Source organism: Streptomyces sp. NPDC045968 (genome assembly GCF_056430475.1).
Window position 1 is genome coordinate 396,210 of record NZ_JBWKLF010000002.1, and the last position, 23,591, is coordinate 419,800.

14 protein-coding genes are annotated in these 23,591 nt (G+C 70.9%); 8 read left to right on the forward strand and 6 right to left on the reverse strand.

Translation table 11 applies throughout. The features are described 5' to 3' along the window. Positions 1-156: 156 nt before the first annotated feature. The 4 genes from AC07FA_RS07430 (at position 157) to AC07FA_RS07445 (ending at position 4,254) form a co-directional block, all read left to right on the forward strand. Complete coding sequence (locus AC07FA_RS07430) at positions 157-1,782, forward strand: PucR family transcriptional regulator (protein ID WP_479073757.1); 1,626 nt, start codon at positions 157-159, stop codon at positions 1,780-1,782. 109 nt (positions 1,783-1,891) lie between these two features. After that, on the forward strand, positions 1,892-3,277 hold the full coding sequence (locus AC07FA_RS07435) for a type III PLP-dependent enzyme domain-containing protein (RefSeq protein WP_479073758.1): 1,386 nt from the start codon (positions 1,892-1,894) through the stop codon (positions 3,275-3,277). A 36-nt stretch (positions 3,278-3,313) separates the two neighbouring features. Then, the gene (locus AC07FA_RS07440; RefSeq protein ID WP_479073759.1) at positions 3,314-3,805 is read left to right on the forward strand and encodes a MarR family winged helix-turn-helix transcriptional regulator; all 492 of its coding nucleotides are present in this window, start codon (positions 3,314-3,316) and stop codon (positions 3,803-3,805) included. Positions 3,806-3,918: 113 nt separating this feature from the next. Beyond that, positions 3,919-4,254, forward strand: a complete 336-nt coding sequence (locus tag AC07FA_RS07445) for a hypothetical protein (RefSeq protein ID WP_479073760.1) — start codon at positions 3,919-3,921, stop codon at positions 4,252-4,254. Positions 4,255-4,622: 368 nt separating this feature from the next. Here AC07FA_RS07445 and AC07FA_RS07450 read toward each other — a convergent pair whose 3' ends face one another. From AC07FA_RS07450 to AC07FA_RS07460, 3 genes are all read right to left on the reverse strand, one after another. Continuing rightward, on the reverse strand, positions 4,623-4,976 hold the full coding sequence (locus tag AC07FA_RS07450; RefSeq protein WP_479073761.1) for a GNAT family N-acetyltransferase: 354 nt from the start codon (positions 4,974-4,976) through the stop codon (positions 4,623-4,625). 27 nt (positions 4,977-5,003) lie between these two features. Next, a complete protein-coding gene (gene panD / locus AC07FA_RS07455; protein ID WP_479073762.1) occupies positions 5,004-5,429 on the reverse strand; it encodes an aspartate 1-decarboxylase in 426 nt (141 codons plus the stop codon). A gap of 258 nt (positions 5,430-5,687) precedes the next feature. Then, positions 5,688-7,088, reverse strand: a complete 1,401-nt coding sequence (locus AC07FA_RS07460) for a glycoside hydrolase family 76 protein (RefSeq protein WP_479073763.1) — start codon at positions 7,086-7,088, stop codon at positions 5,688-5,690. 458 nt (positions 7,089-7,546) lie between these two features. On the opposite strand from AC07FA_RS07460, the gene AC07FA_RS07465 reads away from it, so the two are divergent. The 3 genes from AC07FA_RS07465 (at position 7,547) to AC07FA_RS07475 (ending at position 16,493) form a co-directional block, all read left to right on the forward strand. After that, positions 7,547-10,750 (forward strand): glycosyl hydrolase family 95 catalytic domain-containing protein, encoded by a 3,204-nt coding sequence (locus AC07FA_RS07465; RefSeq protein ID WP_479073764.1) that lies wholly within the window; start codon positions 7,547-7,549, stop codon positions 10,748-10,750. A gap of 444 nt (positions 10,751-11,194) precedes the next feature. Further along, positions 11,195-14,062, forward strand: coding sequence for an RICIN domain-containing protein (locus tag AC07FA_RS07470; RefSeq protein WP_479073765.1), 2,868 nt, complete (start codon positions 11,195-11,197; stop codon positions 14,060-14,062). 154 nt (positions 14,063-14,216) lie between these two features. Then, positions 14,217-16,493, forward strand: coding sequence for an AbfB domain-containing protein (locus AC07FA_RS07475; RefSeq protein WP_479074251.1), 2,277 nt, complete (start codon positions 14,217-14,219; stop codon positions 16,491-16,493). 20 nt (positions 16,494-16,513) lie between these two features. On the opposite strand, the gene AC07FA_RS07480 is transcribed toward AC07FA_RS07475, so the two are convergent. Continuing rightward, positions 16,514-18,025 (reverse strand): glycoside hydrolase family 43 protein, encoded by a 1,512-nt coding sequence (locus AC07FA_RS07480; protein WP_479074252.1) that lies wholly within the window; start codon positions 18,023-18,025, stop codon positions 16,514-16,516. A 157-nt stretch (positions 18,026-18,182) separates the two neighbouring features. Then, entirely contained in the window at positions 18,183-19,097 is a 915-nt protein-coding gene (locus tag AC07FA_RS07485; RefSeq protein ID WP_479073766.1) for an MBL fold metallo-hydrolase, read from the reverse strand. 100 nt (positions 19,098-19,197) lie between these two features. On the opposite strand from AC07FA_RS07485, the gene AC07FA_RS07490 reads away from it, so the two are divergent. After that, positions 19,198-20,139 carry an AraC family transcriptional regulator gene (locus AC07FA_RS07490; RefSeq protein ID WP_479073767.1) on the forward strand — a complete coding sequence of 314 codons (942 nt, stop codon included), beginning with the start codon at positions 19,198-19,200 and terminating at the stop codon, positions 20,137-20,139. A 55-nt stretch (positions 20,140-20,194) separates the two neighbouring features. On the opposite strand, the gene AC07FA_RS07495 is transcribed toward AC07FA_RS07490, so the two are convergent. After that, positions 20,195-23,584, reverse strand: a complete 3,390-nt coding sequence (locus tag AC07FA_RS07495; protein WP_479073768.1) for a CARDB domain-containing protein — start codon at positions 23,582-23,584, stop codon at positions 20,195-20,197. Positions 23,585-23,591 lie beyond the last annotated feature (7 nt).

Below are 23,591 nucleotides of genomic sequence, written 5' to 3' on the forward strand. Positions count from 1 at the left end.
GCCCACCGCCGGGCGGGCCCCCGGGACTGGCGCACGGGCCGCTCTCCGCGCTCATCCTGTCGCGGGGCGGGCCCCCGCTGGTGCACGGTCACTCTCCACGCTCGGCCTGTCGCCATTCCTGGTCCCCGCCCCTGCCGCGCTCCTATGCTCGGGAGCGTGACAAGCCAGCCTCGCGGCAGCACCCTTCGGGACGTTCTCGCGTTCGACGACAGCGGGACGCTGCGGCTCCTGCTCGCGCCCGCCGGCCAGGACGTCGCCGTCCGGGGTGTGGTGTTCGGCGACGAGGAGGGCGCGCAGTCGGCCGAGGCGTGTGCCGTGCTCGCGGTCGGCCCGCCGGTCTCCTCCGCCGAGGCCGTGGCGCCCGTGCGCGAGGCGGCCAGGCGCGGAGCGGCGGCCGTGGTGCTGCGCGAGACGGAGGGCGGGCCCCCGGCGCCCGAAGTCCTGGCGGCGGCCGAGGAGTCGGGGCTCGCCCTGCTGACCCGGGCCGCGTGGGCGGACTGGACCGACACCTCGGCGCTGCTGCGCTCCGCGCTGTCGTACGCGGGGACGGCACGTGCCGAGGAGCCACCCGGGGAATCCGAGGGCACGGCGGGCGGTCTGAGCGCGCTCGCCTCGGCCATCGCCGAGTACACGGGTGGTGCGATCACCATCGAGGACACCCGGTTCCGCGTACTGGCCCATTCCGCCACCCGGCCCGAGGCCGACGGGGTCCGCCGGTCCACGATTCTCGGCGGCCGCGTCCCCGAGTGGCGGGTGGCCGAGCTGCGCCGCAGCGGGATTCTGCACGCGCTGTGGACCTCCCGGGACGTGATCCACCGCCCCGCACACGGCGACAGCCCCGAACGTCTGATCATCGCCGTCCGCAGCGGGCCGGAGGTGCTCGGCTCGATCTGGGTGGCCGCCGACGGCCGCAGCCTCTCCCCGCAGGCGCCGGACGCCCTGCGCCGGGCGGCTGAGGTCGCGGCCCCGCATCTGGTCCGGCACCGGCTGCGCGAGAGCGCGGCCGTACGCCGTCGCGACCACGCCCTGCGCGGACTGCTGTACGGCCGGGGTGACCAGCGAACGCACGCCTGGTCGCTGGGCCTCTCCCCCGACGCCCCCTGTGCGGTGCTGGTCGTGGAGCGGGCCGACGGCGCCCGGCCGTCCGCCGATCGCACCCTGGACGTGCTGTCCCTGCAGGCGGCCTCCTACCGTTCCACGGTGCTGGTGCTCCGCGAACGGGAACGGTTACTGATCCTGCTGCCCGTGGGCAACGCCCAGGACCGCGATGTCGTACGGATGGCCAGGGAACTCGACGCGCTCGCGGTCTCGCTGCCCGGAGGCGTCCCCGTCCGGGTGGGCGCGGGCTCCGTCGTCGCTTCCGCCCTGGCGGCCGCTGTTTCGTGCGAGGAGGCGGTCCTCGTCGTACGGGTGCTGCGCGCGCGTGAGAGCCGAGGCCGGGCGGAGGACGAACCGCGCTGTGCGACGGCCGCCGAGGTCGGTCCCTCGCTCGACGTCCTGCGGGTCCTGGACGCCGTACGGCCCTTGTGGGAGGCGGGCAGCGGGCCCGTGCACGATCTCGTACGGACCGATCTGGCGGCCGGCGGCGAGCTCGTCCGCTCCCTCGCCGCCTATCTCGACGTCTCGGGCGATGTCGCCCGGGCGGCGCAACGCCTCGTCCTGCACCCCAACACCCTGCGCTACCGGCTGCGGCGCGCCAGGGAACGCTTCGGCGTGGACATCGACGACCCGGACACCCGGCTGCTCCTCACGCTCGCCGTCCGCCTGACGGCGGAGAACTGAGCGTTTCGGTAGGATTTGACAGGGGCGTTGCCCGTACGGCCAAGGTTCGGCGCGACTCTTGGCCCGTTGGACAAAGACCTGTGGGGCCGCCATCAACGACGCTCGCGGTATGACGCAGATGACTCCTCTCACTCCTGTCGGTCCGGTCGCTCCAGCCGGCTCCGGTTCCGCCCGATTCGCCGACGCGGTCCGCCAGGCCGTGTCGGGAGGCCTGCTGGGCGAACATCAGCCCGTCGCCGGCTTCATCGACACCGACGGCGTACGCGAGTCCGTCGCGGCGCTGCGGGACGCCTTCCCCGCCCTGCCCGGCACACTCCACACCTTCGCCGCGAAGGCCGCCTCCCTCATCCCCGTCCTGCGCCTGCTCGCCGACTGCGGCATGGGGTGCGAGGTCGCGAGCCCCGGTGAACTGCGGATCGCGCTCGACGCCGGATTCGCCCCCGCGGACATCGTGCTCGACTCCCCCGCCAAGACCCGTGAGGAGATCAGGCTCGCGCTCGCCCTCGGGGTGGCCGTGAACGCCGACAGCTTCGACGAGCTGCGCCGGATCGACGAACTGCGCACCCCGGACTCGGTGTCCGTCCTCGGGCTGCGGGTCAATCCGCAGGTGGGGAGCGGGTCCATCGGAGCGATGAGCACCGCGACGGCGACCTCGAAGTTCGGTGTGGCGCTCCGCGACGAGGGTGCCCGCGAAGCCGTCGTACGGGCCTTCACCGGGCGGCCATGGCTGACGCGCCTGCACGCCCATGTCGGTTCCCAGGGCTGCCCGTTGGAGCTGATCGCACGGGGCATCGCGGAGACGTACGCGCTCGCCGAGGAGATCAACGGTTCGCTGCGCACCCAGCAGATCACCAGCATCGACATCGGCGGCGGGCTGCCCGTCAACTTCACCGACGACACGGTCCGGCCCTCGTACGCCGACTACGTGGCCGCGCTCCGGGAAGCGGTGCCCGGCCTCTTCGACGGCCGCTACGAGCTGGTCACCGAATTCGGCAGGTCGCTGCTTGCCAAGAACGGCTTCATCGGGGCTCTCGTGGAGTACACGAAGGACGCGGGCGGACGCAGGATCGCCCTCACCCACGCGGGTGCGCAGACCGCCACCCGTACGGTCTTCATGCCCGGCGCCTGGCCGCTGCGCGTCGGGGCCTTCGACGCGCAGGGGCGTCCCGCCACCGGGCCGCTCGTGGTCCAGGACATCGCGGGACCGTGCTGCTTCGCCGGAGACGTCGTGGCGCACGGCCGGGAACTGCCCGAGCTGCGGGAGGGCGACTTCGTCGTGCTGTACGACACCGGGGCGTACTACTTCTCCACCCCGTGGGCGTACAACAGCCTGCCCAGGCCCGCCGTGTACGGCTTCAGCCGTGGGGCGGGCGGGGAGACGGTGCGCTTCGCTCCCGTGCGCGACGCGCAGTCGCTGGACTCGATCGCGGCGGAGAGCGGGCTGGCGCATGCCGATGCGCTGACCGGGCTCGGAGCCGGGGGGCCACATATTTAGTAGCCATGTACATAGTATCCATGTACATTATTCCTCATGAGCAGCAATGACGGCGCGAGCCGGCCGCCCGCGGGCCCGACCCCTGGTTTCCTCGTCTGGCGTCTTTCGATGAAGTGGCGCGTCGCCATGGACCGCGCGCTGGCACCCCTGGGGCTGACCCACGCGCAGTACTCGCTGCTGGGTTCCCTGCTGGAACTCCAGCGGGACGGGACCCGGCCCAGCCAGCGCCGGCTGGCGGACCATACCGGCCTGGAACCGCTCTACGTGTCGAAGCTGGCCCGGGCACTGGAGACCGCCGGCCTTCTGGAGCGCACTCCGGACCCGGCCGACACCCGGGCGGTGCAGCTGTCGCTCACCGAGCAGGGGCGCGCGCTCGTCTCGCGCGCGGTGGTGCTCGTCCAGCAGCTCATGGACCGGCTGCTGGAACCGCTGGGCGGCCTTGGCGGCCCAGACACCGCCGCCTTCGCCCGCGATCTGACCGCCCTGCTCGACGTACCTCCGCAGGCACCATCAACGAACGAGGAGTAGCCATGTCCAGCACATCCACCGTCAACGGCCAGATCATCGGCCAGGCCCACTAGGCCACCCGGGCCGTTCTCGAACGGCTGCTGGCCGGGTCAGGGACGACGTTCCACCAGTGCGTGGCGCTGAACGCGACCGCGGACGACGGCGGCACGACCGAACGTGCCGGGCTCGTCACCCGGATGACCGGCACACTCAAGATCGACCCGGCGACGGCCGAGGCCACCCTCGCGGAACTGACCACGGCCGGACTGCTCCACGAAGCGCCCGGCGACGGGACCCGTGTCGCGCTCACCGAGAGCGGCCGCGAACGTCAGGCGGGTATCCGGGCCGGAACCGCGGCCGTCACCGCCCGGCTGTACGCCGACCTGCCGGCGGAGGAGCTGGCAGTGGCGGGCCGCGTGCTCACCGCGGTGACGGCGCGGGCGAACGCCGTACTCGCCGAGGCCGTGTGACCGGCCCGCACTCCCCCTCAGCCGGCCGGCTGGGGTGAGGGCTCGGGGTCCGGCACCGGCTCGGGATTGGGCGAGGGCGGCTGCGGAATCGGGTCCGGCGCCGGACCGGGCGGGGTGGGACTGGGCGGCGTGGGGCCGGGGGCCGGCGGTCCGGGCGCCGGCGGAGCGGGCGGAGTGGGCGGCGGGCCCGGCAGCGGCCCCGGCGGGCCGGGGACGGGGTTGGGCGTCGGCGGGGGCGGCAGCGGGTCGGGGTAGGGATGGGTCATCTCGGTCCTCAGCCTCCGGATTCGTACGGGTGGAACTCATCTCCACCGTCTCCCGGAGCGGCTGCCCGCGCCTGCCGAGTCCACACACGTGAACCGGCGGTCTCAGAACATTTCCGGGTGCGACCCGAGCTGCCGCTCGGCCTCCCGCACCAGCTCGGCCGGTGCCTCGGGGGCGTCGTCGGGGTGGCGCGCCGCCCACTTCGCCGCATACGGACAGAGCGGCACGACCGGCACGCCCTCCCGCGCCGCCATGGCGTAGAACTCCCGCACGAGAGCGCCCGCGATTCCCTTGCCCTCGTGCTCCGGCTCGACCACCGTGTGGACGGCCACGAGAGCGCCGGGAGCCGGGTCCGTCACGAAGTACGCGATGACCCCGGCCGCCTCGCCGCCCTCGTAGGCCACGAGACGGCCGCGGCCCCGGTCGTCACGGATGTCGGGTGCGGCGTTCTCTGCCATGGCGGACTGCTCCCTCGTACGTTCGGGTCAGGGGTGCGCGGGGACGGCGTGCGGGGCGCGCTCGGTCCGGGTGCCCGGCACCGGCGCCGAGGTGTCCGCGCCGAGCGCGACGACGCGGTTGTCCGCGTCGACGTGGACGACGCGCGGGGTCAGCGAGCGGGCCTCGGCGTCGTCGACCTGGGCGTAGCTGATCAGGATGACCAGGTCGCCGGGGTGGACGAGGTGGGCGGCCGCACCGTTGATCCCGATGACGCCGGAGCCGCGCTCGCCCTCGATGACGTACGTCTCCAGGCGGGCACCGTTGTCGATGTCCACGATGTGCACGAGCTCGCCGGGCAGCAAGTCGGCGGCCTCCATCAACGCGGCATCGACCGTCACGGAGCCGACATAGTGCAGGTCGGCCTGGGTGACGGTGGCACGGTGAATCTTGGACTTGAACATGGTTCGCATCATCGAGGTACTCCTGGCAGTTGGCTACCTGCCTGCGTTTTTGCAGGTCAAGTGCTGTTTCCCGACTTTCCTGACGCATCGCCGGGCAGGGGATCACAAGGTCTCGCCGACCCAGTCACTCCCCCACCGTCGCGACGGCCCAAGCCTACGCAACGTCCCCCGCGGGCTCTCCGTGACTACCGTCACTGCGGCATCTCGCGGACTCCTCGCATGTCGGCCCCTGGGGGTTCTTCTCCGGGGGCGCCGGCGGCTGGTGCGGGGTCAGGAGGCGGCGTTCATCAGATCGAGGGCGCTCTGCTGGCGGGCGGCGTCGGTCTTGTCCAGGGGGCCGTACCAGTGCACGCCGTACTGGTCGAGCGCGTTGCGGTCGGAGGCGTAGGCCTGGGCGGCCTGCTTGGTGAGGTACGCCGAGTAGGGGCGGTCGGGCAGGATCGCGTTGAGCTTGGCCAGGCCGCGTACGTCGGCGCCCTTGAAAGAAGGCCCGTCGGCGCCGCAGTCACCGCTCTCGCAGGGGTCCTTGAGGATGCCAGCCGAGGTGTTGAGCCTGCTGGAGGTGGTGTTGGCGTCGGCTGTCCGACGGGCGGCGGCGAGCACGGAGGAGTCGCCGGTGGCCTTGTACAGCTCGGTCAGACCTCCGACGAGCTGGCCCTGGTTGTACGACCACACGGTGGCGTTGTCGTTCTTGCATGTGCTCAGGCTGATGCCGTCGCCCACCGTGCTGTCGGAATTGACCATGCCGGTGCCCTGGAACCAGGTCCAGTCCGCCTTCGCCCGCGCAAGGTACGTCGTGTCGCCCGGGATGCGGTTGTGCAGGGCGGCGTTGAGCTCGATGTAGAGGGAGTTGGGGATGGCGTTCTTCACCGTTTTCGCAGTGCTCCACCACACCCCGCCGCCGCAGGTGCCGTCCCAGTAGGAGGCCATGTGGTCCGCGTCGGCCCGGGCCGTGGCCAGGTAACGGCTGTCACCGGTCAGGTCGTAGGCCGCGATCCAGGTCAGACCCCACCACCCGGTGTCGTCGATGTAGTCGTTGCGGAACTGTCCGGCCTGTGCGTTGATCTGCAGGTCGTAGGTGCGGCCGATGGCGTAGGTGTAGCTCTTCATGCCGGTCACGCGGGCGTTGTCGATGACGGCGTGCAGCGCGTTGGCGGAGTTCCACCAGCCGGTGGTGCTGAACAGGCCGGTGCCGTAGTCGTAGAACTGCATCTGCGCGGTGGCCGCCGCGGTGCGCCGGTCGGCGGCGTTCCACGTGGAGCGGGCCCAGGGCGTGCAGACGATGTCGGAGCGGTCGGCGGCCTTGCCGCAGGCGCGCAGGGCACCGACGCCGTGGTTCGCCCAGTCGTCGACGTTGTACATCATGGTCCGCCAGCCGGTCCGGCCCGCCGGGATGGTGGTGGCGCCGATTCTGCTGCCCGAGGACCAGCTGCGACCGCCGTCGAACGAGCGGTCCAGCCACACCTCGTCGCCGGAGCTGCCGTTGCCTATGGACGCCCAGCCCATGGCGTCGGCGTCGTCGAAGTGCAGCACGAAGGTGCGCGAGAAGAGCGTGGCGGTGACGGGCGTGCGGTCCTGGCCGCTGAGGGCCGGGTCCCGCGCGTCGCAGTACGTGTTGCACACCGCCGCTTCGGCGGCTGCCGAGGCGGTCGGCGCCAGGAAGACTGACATCGTTGTCAGAACGGTGAGCAGGAGTGCGGCTGATAGTGATCGCTTGGCGCGCATGGAAGGACTCCCGAGGCTTGCCGAACACTGCGGTGGGGCACAGGGGCTGTTCCTTGGAAAGGGCGTGCGCAGACGCTAACCGAAAGTAATGTACACGTCAATTGTCTGGACTAATGGAGCAGCTCCCCGACGTCGTTCGAACCCGCCGGGCCGGGGCACCCCACGCGATACCCGACACTCGGCCGACGGCAAGGTCACACTCACACCCACCGCTTGAGGGAGCCCGCGGAGGAGCGTCCGGGCCAGGTCGCGCCCGCCCATGAGGGCTTCGAGCGCCTCACGGATGCAGGGGCCTAGACATCGGATGCCTTGCCCGCAAAGATGGCGTTGACCCACCAAAAGAGCCAGTGCTGCCGTGATCAACCGCATCAAAGAGCCGATCAATCAGCTCGGGAGGCCTCGCCTTGACCACCGAAGACGGACCGCAGCGACGGAACATCCTCAAGCTCGGCGGCGCCCTCGCGCTCACGCCTGTGATCAGTCAGCTGGTCGGCGGGACACCCGCGGCACAGGCCCTCGGTGCCGCCCCGGAAGCCGGTCTCGTGCCGGCCGCGGTGCGGTGGCCGTCCCTGTCGCGCAAGGCCCTTCGGTATCTCGCCCCTGCCGCCGACTGGCAGTCACAGGCCCTGCCGATCGGCAACGGACGACTCGGGGCGATGCTCTTCGCCGGCCCCGACGAGGAACGCGTCCAGTTCAACGAGCAGAGCCTGTGGGGCGGTCGCAACAACTACGACAACGCCCTCGCCGGTGTGCCCGACGACGCCTTCGACACCGGCATGACCGGTTTCGGCTCGTACCGCACCTTCGGTGACGTCGTCGTCTCCTTCGCGCCCGGACCGAAGGTGACGGCGCCGGGCGGGCCGTACCAGACCTCATCGACGGAGGGCTTCGGCCAGGCGTGCGACGGAGACCCGGGCACCAAATGGTGCGTCGTGGACCCCGGCCCCACCGTGCACTGGCAGGTCGAGCTGCCGGAGCCCGTCGTGGTCGCGAGCTACCGTCTGACGAGCGCCGACGACGTGCCCGAGCGGGACCCACGGGAGTGGACGTTCACCGGGTCCGCCGACGGATTCGAGTGGGTGACGCTGGACCGGAGGACACTGGCAGCCCCCTTCGAAAGCCGGCGCCAGACGAAGGAGTTCGTGTGCGCCGGCACCGCGGCCTACCGCTTCTACCGGTTCGACTTCGTCCCGGCACACGGAGTGAGCCACTTCCAAGTGGCGGAGATCGGCCTGGCAGGCGTCGACCTCGGCGCGCCCAGCCCCCTGTACCTGTCGTCGCCGAGCGGGCATTCCGGTGGTTCCGAGTCCCGGTCCACCGACCTCTCGCGGTCGGTGGACCGGGATCCGGCCACGGTGTGGCGCGTAGACGCCCCGGCGTCGGCGGTCGTCTGGCAGGCCGATCTGCCACGCCCGGTCGCCGTCACCTCCTACGCGCTGACGGCGGCGCCGGACGCACCGCAGGAGGACCCCCTGGGCTGGACGCTCGAGGCATCCCAGGACGGGAGCACCTGGGTGGTCCTCGACGAGCGGAGCCCGGGAGCACCCTTCGCGGGAAGGGGCGAGAACCGTACGTTCGCGTTCGCCAACACCACGGCATACCGCTCCTACCGGCTCGCCTTCACCTGCGGCGCGTCCTCCGACGGCTTCCAGATCGCGGAGATCGCCCTCGCGGGCGCCGGTGGATTCGACTCCCGTACGCAGCGCTCGGTCATCGACTATCAGCGCGCGCTCGACCCGGTCGAAGGCATGCACGTCACGCGCTTCGGTACCCCGGGAGGACGCGTCCTGCGCGAGGCCTTCGCGAGCCGGTCCGCGGACGTCATGGTCTTCCGCTACACCACCGACAGCGTCCAGGGGCTGACGGGAACGGTTTCCCTGACGTCCGGGCAGGACGGAGCACCGTCGACCGCCGACGCCGTCTCCCGAGAGGTCGGCTTCCACGGCGCCCTGGGCAACGGCCTCAGGTACGCGTGCACCGTCAAGGTCGTGCACGCCGACGGAAGCGTCCGCACCGAGGGGTCGCGCCTACGGTTCGACGGCTGCACGACACTGACCCTGCTCCTCGACGCCCGCACCGACTACGCACTCGACGCAGCCGCCGGCTGGCGCGGCGAGGACCCCGTGCCGGCCGTGGCGCAGTCCCTCGCCGCGGTGGCCGGGCGGCCTTACGGCGATCTGCGGACCGAGCACACCGCCGAGATGAGCGCGCTCATGTCACGTGTGTCCGTGGGCTGGGGCACGACCGGCGATGCCGTCCTCGCCCTGCCGACCGATGCCAGGCTGGAGCGCTACGCGGCAGGCGGGGACGACCCGACGCTTGAACAGACGATGTTCGACTACGGTCGCTACCTGCTGATCAGTTCCTCACGGGCGAACGGCCTGCCCGCGAATCTCCAGGGATTGTGGAACAACAGCAACCAGCCTCCCTGGGCCTGCGACTACCACACCAACATCAACGTACAGATGAACTACTGGGCTGCGGAGACGACGAATCTGCCGGAGTGTCACGAGGCGCTCGTCGGGTTCATCGAGCAGGTGGCGGTGCCCAGCCGCGCAGCGACGCGCAATGCCTTCGGCCAGGACACGCGGGGGTGGACCGCGCGCACCAGCCAAAGCGTCTTCGGCGGCAACGCGTGGGAATGGAACACCGTAGCCAGCGCCTGGTACGCGCAACACCTCTACGAGCACTGGGCGTTCACGCAGGACAAGCGCTATCTCCGCGCCGTCGCGTACCCGATGATCAAGGAGATCTGCGAGTTCTGGGAAGACCAGCTCAAGGAGCGGCCGGACGGTCTGCTCGTCGCGCCGAACGGGTGGTCGCCGGAGCACGGCCCTCGCGAGGACGGAGTCATGTACGACCAGCAGATCATCTGGGACCTCTTCCAGAACTACCTCGACTGCGAGGCGGTTCTCAACACCGACCCCGCCTACCGGGCCAAGGTCGCCGAGATGCAGGCCCGCCTGGCGCCGAACAGGATCGGCCGGTGGGGGCAACTGCAGGAGTGGCAGGCGGACATCGACGACCCCAAGGACATCCACCGCCACACCTCGCACCTTTTCGCGGTCTACCCCGGTCGCCAGATCACGCCACGCACCCCCGCGTTCGCTGCCGCCGCGCTCGTCTCGCTCAAGGCGCGGTGCGGAGAGAAGGAGGGTGTCCCGTTCACGGCGGGCACCGTGTCGGGCGACAGCCGTCGCTCGTGGACCTGGCCCTGGCGAGCCGCGCTCTTCGCCCGGCTGGGTGACGGGCAGCGCGCCCACACCATGCTGCGCGGACTGCTTGCCTACAACACCCTGCCCAATCTCTTCTGCAACCACCCGCCCTTCCAGATGGACGGCAACTTCGGCATCTCGGGTGCCGTGTCGGAGATGCTCCTCCAGAGCCACGACGGTGTCATCCACCTCCTGCCCGCCTGCCCGGACGCCTGGAAGGCCGAGGGCTCCTTCACGGGGCTCCGCGCCCGCGGCGGCTACGAGGTCAGCTGCCGGTGGCGCGACGGGAAGGTGACGTCCTACCGGATCGTGGCCGACCGGGCACGCGGTCAGGGGAGCGTCGCCGTGCGGGTGAACGGCACCGACACCAAGGTGCGGCCGCTCAAGCCGTGACGATATGGTCCGCGGCCTGCGGACCGCGGACCGGGCGTGGTCGGTCGAGGTGTCGTGTCCCCTGACCGACTCGCCGCGCGTCTGGCAGCAGTGGGGATGCTGTCCGCCGCCCTGCCATGCACATGGCAGCAGTCGCGGTGCTGTCCGCTGCCCTGCCACGCGCGCGGAGGGCACACCCAGTTTCCTCGCTCATATCGCGCCGTCATGCCCCGGACCCATGTGAAGTCCGGGGCCCCACAGAGCAGTTGAGTCGCGCTCGGCGCTCGACGAATCTCTGCGCGAGGCATGGACACGCCAGAAAGAGCGTGCTGTCATTCCGCATGACACCTCTTTCCAACGTTGGAATCCGAGTCCCCCCGTCTCGGCCCCCACCTCCGCACCGCGGCTCCGCCACCGCGCGCCCTCTTGCGCGGGCCCGAATCCCAGCCCCCCACGGAGACCTCCATGCCCCTGAGCCGCCGCCAGTTCGTCCAGCTGGCCGCCTTGACGACAGCCGCCGCCGGTGGCCTCGGCCTGGCACCGGCCTCTCCCGCCCACGCCGCCGCCCCCGGGCTGAGCCCCGCGCCCGGGGGCCGGTACCACCCCAACGCGGCGCCTCTTGGGCCCACCGCTCTGCTCAGACTCCCGACCACCGCCGTCACCCCCCGTGGCTGGCTGGCAGGCCAGCTGCGTCTGCAACTCGACGGCCTGTGCGGGCGTTTCGAGGAGATCTCGCACTTCCTCGATTTCGACGACTCCGGCTGGGTGCACCCTGAACGGGCCGGCTGGGAGGAGGTGCCCTACTGGCTGCGCGGCTATGTCGACCTGGCGATCGTCACCCGGGACCCCGAGGCCTTGGCCACCTCCCGCCGCTGGATCGACGGCATCCTCGCGACCCAGCGGGCGGACGGTTTCTTCGGACCCGAGTCACTGCGCACCGCGCTGGGCGGCGGTCCCGACTTCTGGCCCTTCCTGCCGCTGCTCCAGGCACTGCGTTCCTGGCAGGAGCACACCCAGGGCACCGTGATCGTGCCCTTCCTGACCCGCTTCCTGCGCTTCATGAACGCCCAGGGCCCCTCGGCGTTCAACCAGAGCTGGGTCTCCCTGCGCTGGGGAGACGGTCTCGACACCGCGGTCTGGCTCTACAACCGGACCGGCGACGCCTTCCTCCTCGCGCTCATGGACAAGATCCACACCCATGGCGCCGACTGGACCGGCGCCCTGCCCGACCCGCACAACGTCAACATCGCCCAGGGCTTCCGAGAACCCGCCCAGTTCGCCCTGCGCTCCGGAGCGTCCGCCGACACCCGGGCCACGTACACGACGTACGAGAACGTCATGCGCCGCTACGGGCAGTTCCCCGGTGGCGGATTCGCCGGGGACGAGAACATCCGTGAAGGCCGTACCGATCCCCGGCAGGGCTTCGAGACGTGCGGCGTCGTCGAGTTCATGGCCAGCCACGAACTGCTGACCCGGCTGACCGGCGACCCGGTGTGGGCGGACCGCTGCGAGGAGCTGGCCTTCAACTCACTGCCCCCCTCGCTCGACCCGCAGGGCAAGGCAGTCCACTACGTGACCAGTGCGAACAGCGTCGACCTGGACAACGTGCCGAAGTCCCTCGGTCAGTTCCAGAACGGCTTCGCGATGCAGTCCTACCGGCCCGGGATCGACCAGTACCGGTGCTGCCCCCACAACTACGGCATGGGCTGGCCCTGGTTCGCCCAGGAGCTGTGGGCGGCCACCCCCGACAACGGGCTGTGCGCCACGATGTACGCCCCCAGCTCGGTCACCGCCGAGGTCGCCGACGGTGTCGCGGTCACGGTCCGGGAGGACACGGACTACCCCTTCGGCGACACGGTCACCTTCACCGTGACCACTCCCGGGCCCGTGGCTTTCCCGCTCGCCCTGCGTATCCCGGGCTGGTGCGACAAGCCGGTGCTGACCGTGGCCGGGCAGTCCGCCAGCGCTCCGGCAGGTCCGGCGTTCACCGTCGTACGGCGCACCTGGTCATCCGGCGACACCGTCACGCTCCGGCTGCCGCAGCGCATCGCCGTCCGCACCTGGACGGCCAACGGCGGCTCGGTCACCGTCGACCGGGGCCCGCTGAGTTACTCGCTGCGCATCGGTGAGGAGTACGCGCGCACCGGCGGCAGCGACAGCTTTCCCGAGTACGACGTCCACGCGACCACTCCGTGGAACTACGGCCTTGCCCTGGACCCCGGTGATCTCACGGCGGGTCTCGCCTTCTCCGCGACCGCGGGGGCCCTGGCGGCCAACCCGTTCACCCACGCCACCACCCCGTACCGCATCACCGCGCCCGCCCGCCGGATCGCCGAGTGGCAGGCCGACAGCCAGCATGTCGTCAGCCCGCTGCAGCAGAGCCCGGCACGCTCCGAAGCCGTGGTGGAGAACGTCACCCTGGTGCCGCTCGGCGCCGCACGGCTCCGGATCTCCGCCTTTCCGCTCGCCTCGCCCACCGGGCTCCCCTGGTCCGTACCGGGTGCGGCCTTCCGGATCGCCAACCGGTCCAGTGGGAAGGTGCTCGGCGTCTACGGCATGTCCCAGGCGGACAGTGCGCAGGTGGTCCAGTTCGGTGACACGGGGACCGCCGACCACCTGTGGCGGCTGGTGGACGACGGTGCCGGCTGGTACCGGGTGCGCAACGTCCATTCCGGCAAGGTGCTGGGCGTCGACCGGATGTCGAAGGACGACGACGCCCGGGTGGTGCAGTTCGGTGACACCGGCACCGCAGACCATCTGTGGGAGGTGGTCGACACGGACGACGGATTCTTCCGGCTGCGCAACCGCAACAGCGGCAAGGTGCTGGCGGTGCTCGGCGGTTCCGGCGCGGACAGCGCACCCGTCGTCCAGTACACGGACAACGGCTCCGCCGGACACCTGTGGCGATGGCTGCCTGACGGCGAACTCCGCCTGGAGAACCGGCACTCGGGCAAGGTCCTCGCGGTGGCCGGTATGTCGGGGGCGGACAGCGCGCAGATCGTGCAGTTCGCCGACACCGGCACCGCCGACCATCTGTGGACGTTCGTGCCCGACGCCGACGGCTGGTACCGCGTCCGCAACCGCAACAGCGGCAAGGTGCTGGGCGTCGACGGGATGTCCCAGGCCGACAGCGCCCACGTCGTGCAGTACGCCGACAACGGCACCCCCGACCACCAGTGGCGGTTGCTGCACGACGGGGGCGGCTACTTCCGTATCCGCAACCGGCACAGCGGCAAGGTGCTGGGCGTGGACGGGATGTCCCAGGCCGACAGCGCCCACATCGTGCAGTACGCCGACAACGGCACCGCCGACCATCTGTGGCGCCTGCGCTGACGCGCGGGCGCGGCCCCGCACTCCTTCGTACCTGCTCCGCACCCGCACTGCCCCATCCGACCGAGACCGAGGAGCCCTGATGCACCTTCTGCCATCGTCGCACCACAGAATGCGGTGGTCCCGCGCGACGGCGTGGCTGAGCGCGCTCGTCCTGATGTGCTTCGGCCTGCTGGCCACCGACGGCACCGCGCAGGCGGCGCCCCTCGCTGCCTGGACCCCCAAGCCCTCCCCCATGACCACACCGTGGACCAGCCAGGTGTCGGTCGACAACCCGCTGCCCGAGTACCCGCGCCCGCAGCTGACCCGTCCCGACTGGACGAACCTCAACGGCATCTGGGACTTCGCCGTGACCGGGGCGGACGCCGGTCCGCCGGCGGTGTTCCCCGAGCAGATCCGTGTCCCGTTCGCCGCCGAGTCGGCGCTCTCGGGCATCCAGCGGAAGATCACCCAGAACGACAAGCTCTGGTACAAGCGCACCTTCACCGTCCCGTCGGCCTGGAACGGCCGTCGCGTCCAGCTCAACTTCGGCGCCAGTGACTGGCGTACGACGGTGTGGGTCAACGGTCAGCAGGCCGGGGCCGTCCACAGCGGCGGGTTCGACTCCTTCCGCCACGACATCACGCCGTTCCTGAACGGCGGCACGAACACCGTAGTGGTCTCCGTCTACGACCCCACCGAGACGGGCAGCCAGGCTGTCGGCAAGCAGCGGATCCGCGATGTCGCGCCGCATCCCGGCGGCGGCATCTTCTACACCGCCGCGTCGGGCATCTGGCAGACGGTGTGGCTGGAGCCCACCTCCTCGGCCCATATCGAGCGGCTCGACATGGTGCCCAGCCTCTCCGACAGCACCCTGAAGGTCACCGTCCGCGGCGCCGGTGTCAGCGGCCACACCGCGCGTGTGACGGTGACCTCCGGCGGCAGCCCCGTGGCCACCGCGACCGGCCCGGTCGGCAGCCAGATCCCGGTGCCGGTCCCCGACCCCCACCTGTGGTCCCCCGAGGACCCGTTCCTGTACGACGTGAAGGCCGACCTGCTCTCCGGGAGCGCCACCGTCGACACCGTCGGCAGCTACGCGGGTATGCGCTCCATCTCCGTCGGCAAGGTCAACGGGGTACAACGCACCCTGCTCAACGGCAGGTTCGTCTTCCAGACCGGCACCCTCGACCAGGGGTACTGGCCGGACGGCATCTACACCGCGCCGACGGACGCCGCGCTGAAGTACGACCTCCAGGCGCACAAGGACCTCGGCTTCAACATGGTCCGCAAGCACATCAAGGTGGAGCCGCAGCGCTGGTTCTACTGGGCGGACAAGCTGGGCCTGCTGGTCTGGCAGGACATGCCGTCCATGGACAACACCCCCTCCGACAGCGCGTCGCGTACCCAGTGGGAGGCGGAGTACGACCGCATCATCGACCAGCACCGCAGTTCGCCGTCCGTGGTGATGTGGGTCAACCAGAACGAGGGCTGGGGCCAGTACGACCAGGCGCGCATCGCCGACGAGGTCAAGGCGTACGACCCCTCGCGGCTGGTGAACAACATGAGTGGCGTCAACTGCTGCGGTTCCGTCGACGGCGGCAACGGCGACGTGATCGACAACCACATCTACGTGGGTCCGGGCACCACCACACCGACCGCCACCCGGGCTGCCGTCCTCGGCGAGTTCGGCGGCCTGGGCCTTCGGGTGCCGGGTCATGAGTGGTACCCGGGTGGCGGATTCAGTTACGAGGACCAGCCCAGCGCCACGGCGCTCAACAACCGGTTCGTCGGGCTTCTCGACGCGCTGCGGGAGAACCAGATGCCCTTCGGCCTCTCGGCGTCCGTCTACACCGAGATCACCGACGTGGAGAACGAGGTCAACGGGCTTCTGACCTACGACCGGCAGGTCGTCAAGGTCGACGCCGCCCGGGTCAGGGCCGCGAACCTCGCCCTCGTCAACGCCTCGCGCAACCCTCCGCCCCCGGTCACTCTCCCCGTCGGCCAGCACACGTCCCTGCGGGTCACCACGCCGGGCCACACCACCAAGTACCTGCGCCACCAGGACGGCCTGGCCTTCACCGCAGTCGTCGACGCGAACAGCTCCGGTCTGCTCAAGAGCGACGCCACCTGGAAGATCGTCCCCGGTCTGGCCGGCACCGGCTGCTATTCGTTCGAATCACGCAACTACCCCGGCCAGTACCTGCGGCACCGGGACTTCCGGGTCCACAAGGAGGCCGGTGACGGGTCGGCCCTCTTCAAGGCCGACGCCACGTTCTGTGCCGTGCAGGGCAGCGGCGGTGTACGGCTCTCCGCCTGGAACTTCCCCGGCCAGTACCTCCGCCACATCAACTCGGAGGTGTGGCTGGCCACACCGGGCGGCACGCATGCCTGGGACAACCCGGCCGACTTCACGCCCGACACCACGTGGGCGATCGAAGCTCCGTGGGCGGGCTGACCCCGGCCGGCCCCACGCTCTCAGGAATCCTGCGGCTCGTAGTCGAACCAGTCGAAGTGAACCGTGCCGGTCGAGGCGTACATCCCGATGACCCGGCCGGTGAAGCCGCCCGCGACCTCGGTGGACAGGTACCGGCCCTCCAGCCGGGCGAGCTCGGCAAAGGTGCCGTCCTGTTCCTCGACACCGAGGAGAAGGGTGTCGGGACCGCTGCGTGAGTCGGTGACGGCCCGGGTGGCGATCGCCTCCACCCGGAGGATCCGGGGTCCGGCGGGGAGCGGCCGGGACGCCACGACGGTGCGCAGCGGGCCGACGCGGGCGATCACGCGCGCCTCGCCGGACACCACCTCGATGTCGTAGTGGTGCCGCTCGTCGAGACGTACGGCGAGACCGCCGGCGCCGTCCGCCGGGTCCAGCAGGGCGCGTACCCGGCAGGACAGGTGCTGCTGACGCCGGCCGACGAACGTCACGTCGGGGGCGTCGAGCGAGGTGCCGCGGGCACGCAGGGTCAGCCAGCCGGAGCGTTCCTCCGTGGTGCAGTCATCGGCTGAGCGGTGTCGGGGGGAGATCCAGTACGGGGCGAGCTCGCCGAGGTCGAAGTCGTCCCGGGCCGGTACGGCGGCAGCCGGCCGGAGAGGCCACGGGGGTGCGGGTATGCCGGGTGACACGTCGCCGACGACCGGCCAGTCGTCGGCCCAGTGCACCGGCGCCAGGAACGTTTCCCTGCCCAGCACGTGCCAGCCGGGGCTGCCGCCGAGCGGTCGCACCCCGAGCAGCACCATCCACCACGACCCGTCGGGGCCCTGGACCAGGTCCGCGTGACCGGTGTTCTGGATGGGGTGGTCGGTCCCGCGGTGCGTGAGGACCGGGTTGGCCGGGCAGGGCTCGAACGGGCCGTTGGGCGTACGGCCCCGGGCGATCGAGACGCCGTGGCAGCGCTCGGTGCCGCCCTCGGCGATGAGCAGGTACCAGTAGTCGCCGATCCGGTACAGGTGCGGCGCTTCCGGCGCCTTGGCGCCGGGAGCACCGGACCAGAGCCGGATCGGCGGGCCGAAGGACTCCCCCGTGTACGGATCGATCCGGATCTGCGCGACTCCCGCGGTGGTGCACCAGCAGGTGCCGTCCTCGTCCCAGGCGAGATCCGGATCGATGCCCTGGACGCCGGGCAGCCGGACCGGGTCGGACCAGGGTCCGGCCGGGTCCGTGGCATGGAACAGCAGGTTGCCGCCGTCGCTCACGTTCGTCGTGATCAGCCAGAACCGGCCCTCGTGATGGCGCAGGGTGGGGGCGTAGATCCCGCCGGAGGACGGCGTCTCCCGTGGGAGGCTCAACTGCGAAGGCCGTTCCAGGGCGTTGCCGATCTGGGTCCAGTGCACCAGGTCACGGCTGTGGAAGAGGGGAACGCCTGGGAAGTACTCGAAGCTGGAGCAGGCGAGGTAGTAGTCCTCGCCGACGCGGCAGACACTGGGATCGGGGTGGAACCCGGGGACCACGGGGTTGGTGGCGGTGCCACCCGTCTGCGGCACGCTCGACAATTCGAGTCCTTCCGTCGCTCCGGCTTCTCCGAGCGTCACAGACGGCCGTGTCCTCTGTCCTGGGAATCCCCCATCTCAGCAGGACACGAACAGGGCTCTTGGCCGGAGTGACGGAGCGGACCCGTCCGCGCCGGGCGCGTACCTCCCACTCAGTGGTCTACTCCGTGCCGTAGGCGGCCCACTGTCCGAGGGTGAACCCGCTGCCGTCCTTGCGGACTTCGACGGCGCCGGTCCCGCCGAAGTGTGCGGGTATGACCAACTCCCTCTCCGTAGCCGCTCGTTCCAGGATGCGGTGGCGGCTGGCCGCTGCCTGTTCCGCGTCCAGGCAGAAGCAACTGTTGCAGGAGGGGGTGAGGATCTGCACCGGACTGTGCAGGACGTCCCCGACGAAGACCGCCCGGTCGCTCCCGGAGGCGAGCCGCAGCACGGAGGAGCCGGGGGTGTGGCCGGGGGCGGACTCCAGGGTGAGGTGTTCGTCGATGCGGTGGGTGCCGTCCCACAGGAGGGTCTGCCCGGCCCGGTGGACGGGCGCGATGCTGTCCTCGTAGACCAGCCTGTCGTCCTCGGTCCGGCCGTTCCCGTATGCGTTGTCCGGGCCGAAGTAGAGGTCGCCCGCGGCCGGAACGAGGTACTGGGCGTTGGGGAACGCAGGCTCCCACCCGCCCTCCGCGCCCACGGTGTTCCAACCGACGTGATCGGCGTGGACGTGCGTGTTGACGACGACGTCGACGTCCTGCGGCCGGACTCCGGCCCGCGCCAGCGCAGCCAGGAGATCGCCCTCCCGGTGGTGGAAGTGCGGCGAGCCGGGCCGCTCGCGTCCGCTCCCCACCCCCGTATCGACCAGGACGGTCCGTCCGCTGCTGCGCAGCACCCACGACTGCAGCGCCATCACCGCCCTGTCGCCGTCCGGTTCCCAGTGATCCGGCGCCAGCCACTCCTCGTTGCCCTTCCACACCTCTGCGGTGGACCCCGGTACCAGGCCGCGTGCGGGCGCGAACGCCCCTTGCCACTCGACGACTCGGATGACCTCTACGTCACCGAACACGATGCTCTGCCCGCTCTCGCTCTTCATGTCCTCGACTCTAGGCACGACAGATGAGCCGCCCAATGCCTGTGCGGCTCATCCGGATACGTGTCCGTCTCATCGCTGAGGCCCTGCGTATTCTGGCCCGATGGATGTGGTGAGCGACGCGGTCGCGGCGGTACGCATCGGGCGTCCCTCCTCCAACCGGGTGCGGGTGAGCGGGAACTGGTGCGCACGGCTCCCTCCGTACGACGGTGCGGGCTTCCATGTGGTGCTGGAGGGCAGCTGCTGGTTGCGGCCCGACGGCGGCGGCCCTCCCGTCGTGCTCGGCGCGGGTGATGTGGTGCTGCTGCCGCACGGCACGGGGCATGTGATCGCCGACGCCCCCGTCGACGCGGCGGCCGTGGAGCGGGCGGTGCCCTTCGAGCGGTGGCTCGACGAGAGGGCGCCGCGCCGGCCGCCCTCCGCCTCGGGCGAGGTGCAGATGCTGTGCGGCAAGTACCGGCTCGACCGCTCTCACGTGCACCCGCTCATGGCCGAACTGCCGGAGGTCGTCCATCTGCCGAACCGCGTGGGCGCCCATCCCGAACTGCGCGCCGCCGTCGGCCTCCTGGGCCATGAGCTCAGCACACAGGGGCCAGGTGCGTGCATCGCGGTGCCCAGTTTGCTCGACCTCCTCCTCGTCTACATGATCCGTTCCTGGGCGGCCCAGGGCACGAGCGGTGTCTGGCCGGCCGTACTGGGCGACCCGGTGGCGGCTGCCGCGCTGCGGGCGCTGCACTCGGACCTGGCCGCCCCCTGGACCAACGACCGCCTGGCCGCCGAGGCAGGCGTGTCCCGCGCCACCCTGGCACGGCGCTTCACCCCTCTGGTCGGGCGGCCGCCGATGGCGTACCTCACCTGGTGGCGTCTGACGTTCGCCGCCACCCTGCTCCGCGACACCCGGGACCCTCTGGCCGCCGTCGCCCGCCGCGTCGGCTACGGCACGCCGTACGCCTTCTCCCATGCCTTCAGCCGGGAGTTCGGGACCACTCCGGGCCAGTACCGGGCGGGGGCGGCGGGGCGAGCGGTCTCCACCGGTGCGCAGTGAGGCGTCCCTGACCGGCGTGGTGCCGGTCAGGGACGCCTCGGGCCGAGGGGGTGTGTCAGCGTGCGGAGTTGGGTGAGCCGCTGACGGTGAACTGGGAGCCCGGTTCGACGAGGACGTTGCCCTCCGCCGAGCCGGTGATGGTCACGTTCGTCAGGGTGGCGCTGCCGCGTGCCCCGCCCTGGGCGAGGATGCCGGAGCCGTTGACGGATGAGTCGATACGGACGTTCTCGACCCGGACTCCGGGCATCGCGCCGCCGCCTCCCTTGAACTGGATGCCGTCGTAGGTCGAGTCGTGGATGTCGGTGTCGCGGATCGTGACGCCGGGGATGTCCTGGGCCGCGGCGAAGAGCGTGACGGCGCCGAATTCCTGGTCCTCTCCCCAGAAGGCGCCGCCGGTCCGGTGGAGCGCGTTGTTGGCGATCAGGGTCTGCCCGGAGAAGGGCAGCGGATCGTGGTCGGTCGCCAGCATGATGCCCGGGTAGTTCATCGTGTCGGAGATGATGTTGTTCTCGATCGTGTTGCCGTAACCTCCGTACACCGCTATGCCGTTGGCCCGCCAGGGCAGTTGGATGGTGTTGTTCAGGAAGTGGTTGTCGTGGCCGATGTCCACGGACGGATCCTTGACGTACCGGCTGGCCCAGACGGCCAGCGCGTCGTCGCCCGTGTTGCGGAAGGACGAGTCGAAGACGGTCGAGTTCCGGGTGCCGTTGGCGAAGTTGATGCCGTCGGCGTAGGTGTTGCGGATGCGCATGCCGCTGAACCGGAGTCCGTCGCCGGGGCCCCACAACTCGGGGATGTTGGAGTAGTCACGCCCGGCCCAGACGCCGACGTTGGCGTGCTCGATCCAGACGTTGCTGATCCGGGTGTCCTTGCCGAACCTGCCGTTGAGGCCGACACCGCCCTCGGCGTTGCCGTCTCCGCCGCGGATGGTGCCCGAGCCGAAGATGGCGATGTCGGAGATCTGCGTGTTGTGGTCGATGTCGAAGCCGAAGTTGCCCTCGTGCGGATGGTTGATGCCTCCGGCCTGGTGCGGCGGGGTGAGCGTGTAGAGCTGGGAGTGCCACATGCCCGCGCCCCGGATCGTCACGTCACGGATGCCCACCTGGTTGAACTCGCCCCGGTTGAGCGGGTCGTCGGTGAGGATCTTCTGCTCCTGCCGCCACTGGCCGGCCGGAATCCACACGCAGCCGATCTCGCCCTTCTGGTCCGCCGTCACCGCACGCTGGAGGGCGTCCGTGTCGTCGATGCCGTCGTTGGGCACGGCGCCGTAGGCGGTGATCGAGGTGCACCCGGCGGGCTGGGCGGCCGGCGGGGCCACCTGCTCCAGGTCGATCAGGTCGAGGATGTAGAACGCCGCGGTGTCGCCCGCGTCGCGCTGGAGCCGGAACTTCGTACCCGGCGGATAGGACTGGGACAGCAGGGCGTGGGACTCGTCGAAGAGCCGGCGGGCGTCGGTCTGGGGCTGGTTCGTCAGTCCCTCGGGGCTGTCGGTGTTGCCGTACAGCCAGCTGTGCTTGGAGGAAAGCGTCAGCTTCCGGCTGAAGGAGCCGTCCACGTACAGACTGATCGTGGCCTCGGTGCCGCCACCGGCCGGGGCGTCGGGGATGGAGTTGCGGACGACGAGGGAGTTGGCCGCGGTGGTGGAGGTGAACTCCACGAACTGGCCGGCCGCGTCGAGCCGGACCGACTTGCGGCCGGAGGACTCGGTGGCGAAGTTGGTGTGGCCGAAGGTGCGCTTCCGGTCGGCGGTCAGCAGGGTGCCCTGATACCGGGCGTCCTCCGCCTCGTACTCGGTGTAGGGCACGGCCGCGCCGCGTCCGACGACGACCGAGCGTGCGAACACGTTGTTGTTCTCGTCGGTCTCGGTGACGATCTTGGTCGCGTCGGCGGTGGCGGTGAGCGTGGCGCCGCCGCTGGTCGCCGTCCAGCTGCCGGAGATGGGCACGTCGACCGTCTGTCCGGCGGCGATCGCGCCCGTGGCGCCGTTCAGCGTGGTGGTTCCGGCGGTGAGCCGGGTGACCGTGCCGGCGGGGACGCCCGTGGTTCCGCTGTTGCGCACCGCCACGGTGAAGGTGACGGCGGCGCCGACGGTGGGGTTGGCCGGGTGGGTGGTGACCGAGCGGGCCTCCAGGTCGGGTCCGGGGCTCCGGCCGACGGTCAGTCGGGTGGCGGCGGTCCTGCTGTTGTTGGTGTCGTCCTGCTCGACGACGGTGTTGTCCGGGTCGACGACGGCCGACACGGTGTACGTACCCATGGGACGCCGGCCGATGCCGACCGGGACCGTCGCGGAGGCGCCCGCGGACAGTGCGCCCACGGCGGCGCTGCCGGCCACGGCACCTTCGACGCTCACGGCCACCGTGGAGGCGGCGGAGGCCGCCGTGCCGGAGTTGCGGACGGTGGCCCGGACCGTGACGTCGTCGTTCGCGGACGGGTCGGCGGGAGTCCATGTCAGGTCGGTCAGGGTCAGATCGGGGTTGGGTGCCGCGGTGCCGACGACCTGGAGTTCGGCGACCTGGGCGCCCGGTGCGCCGGTGTTGGAGGAGAAGGCGAGCCGGAGGTCGGCGACGCGGCCCGTGACGGGGATCGTGACGGTGTTCCGGTTGCCGGAGGGGCTGAACGCGTAGTCGGCCCGGTCCCGCAGGGAGGTGAAGGCGGAGCCCGACTGGGCACGTCCGAGGACCTGGATCGCCTGGGTCCTGGGCCCCCACGCCGCATCGGGGTTCAGTTTGACGACGACGGCCTCGACGTCCGCGTCGGACCCGAGGTGCACCGTGAGGGTCGCGGGGGTACCGGCCGACTCCCAGTAGGTGGTGACGCTGTCGTCGTTGGCGTGGGCGGCGACGTACGTCTGGGTCGTCGAGGACGCCTCGATCGGCTTGTTGCGCGCCAGATTGGTCCCGTCGGCCGGCGGAGTCCCCGGATCACCGCCCTCTCCGTAGATCTCCAGCGCGGAGAGCTGCGCGGCGTTCCACCCGGTGTTGGCGCTCACCTGGACGCGTACGTACCGGGCTTGCGTGCTCGGGAAGTCGAGGGTGACGGTGTTGGCGGCGGCGGGCGTGAAGGTCCGGGCGGCGGAGGCGGACAGTGCGGTGAACGCGCTTCCGTCGGTGCTGCCCTGGACGCTGAGCGTCTGGCCGCGGGCCTCCCAGGTGGTGGGTAACTTCAGGGTCACCCGGTTGATGGCGGTGCGGCTGCCGAGGTCGACCTGCACCCACTGCGGGAAGGCGTTCACCGGGCCTTCCCAGTACGACTGCTGGCTGCCGTCGGTGACGTTGCCCGCGGGGTAGCTGCCGTGGGACGCGCTCGCGGTCGCCGGTCTGCCGAGCGCGAGATCGGGACCCGGTTCGGCGGCGGCGTGGGCCGTGGCCGGAACGAGTCCGACGGCGATCAGGCCGGCCATGACCAGACCGGTGATCAGCCGTCGGCCTGTTGGCTTCCATCTCATGGTGTCC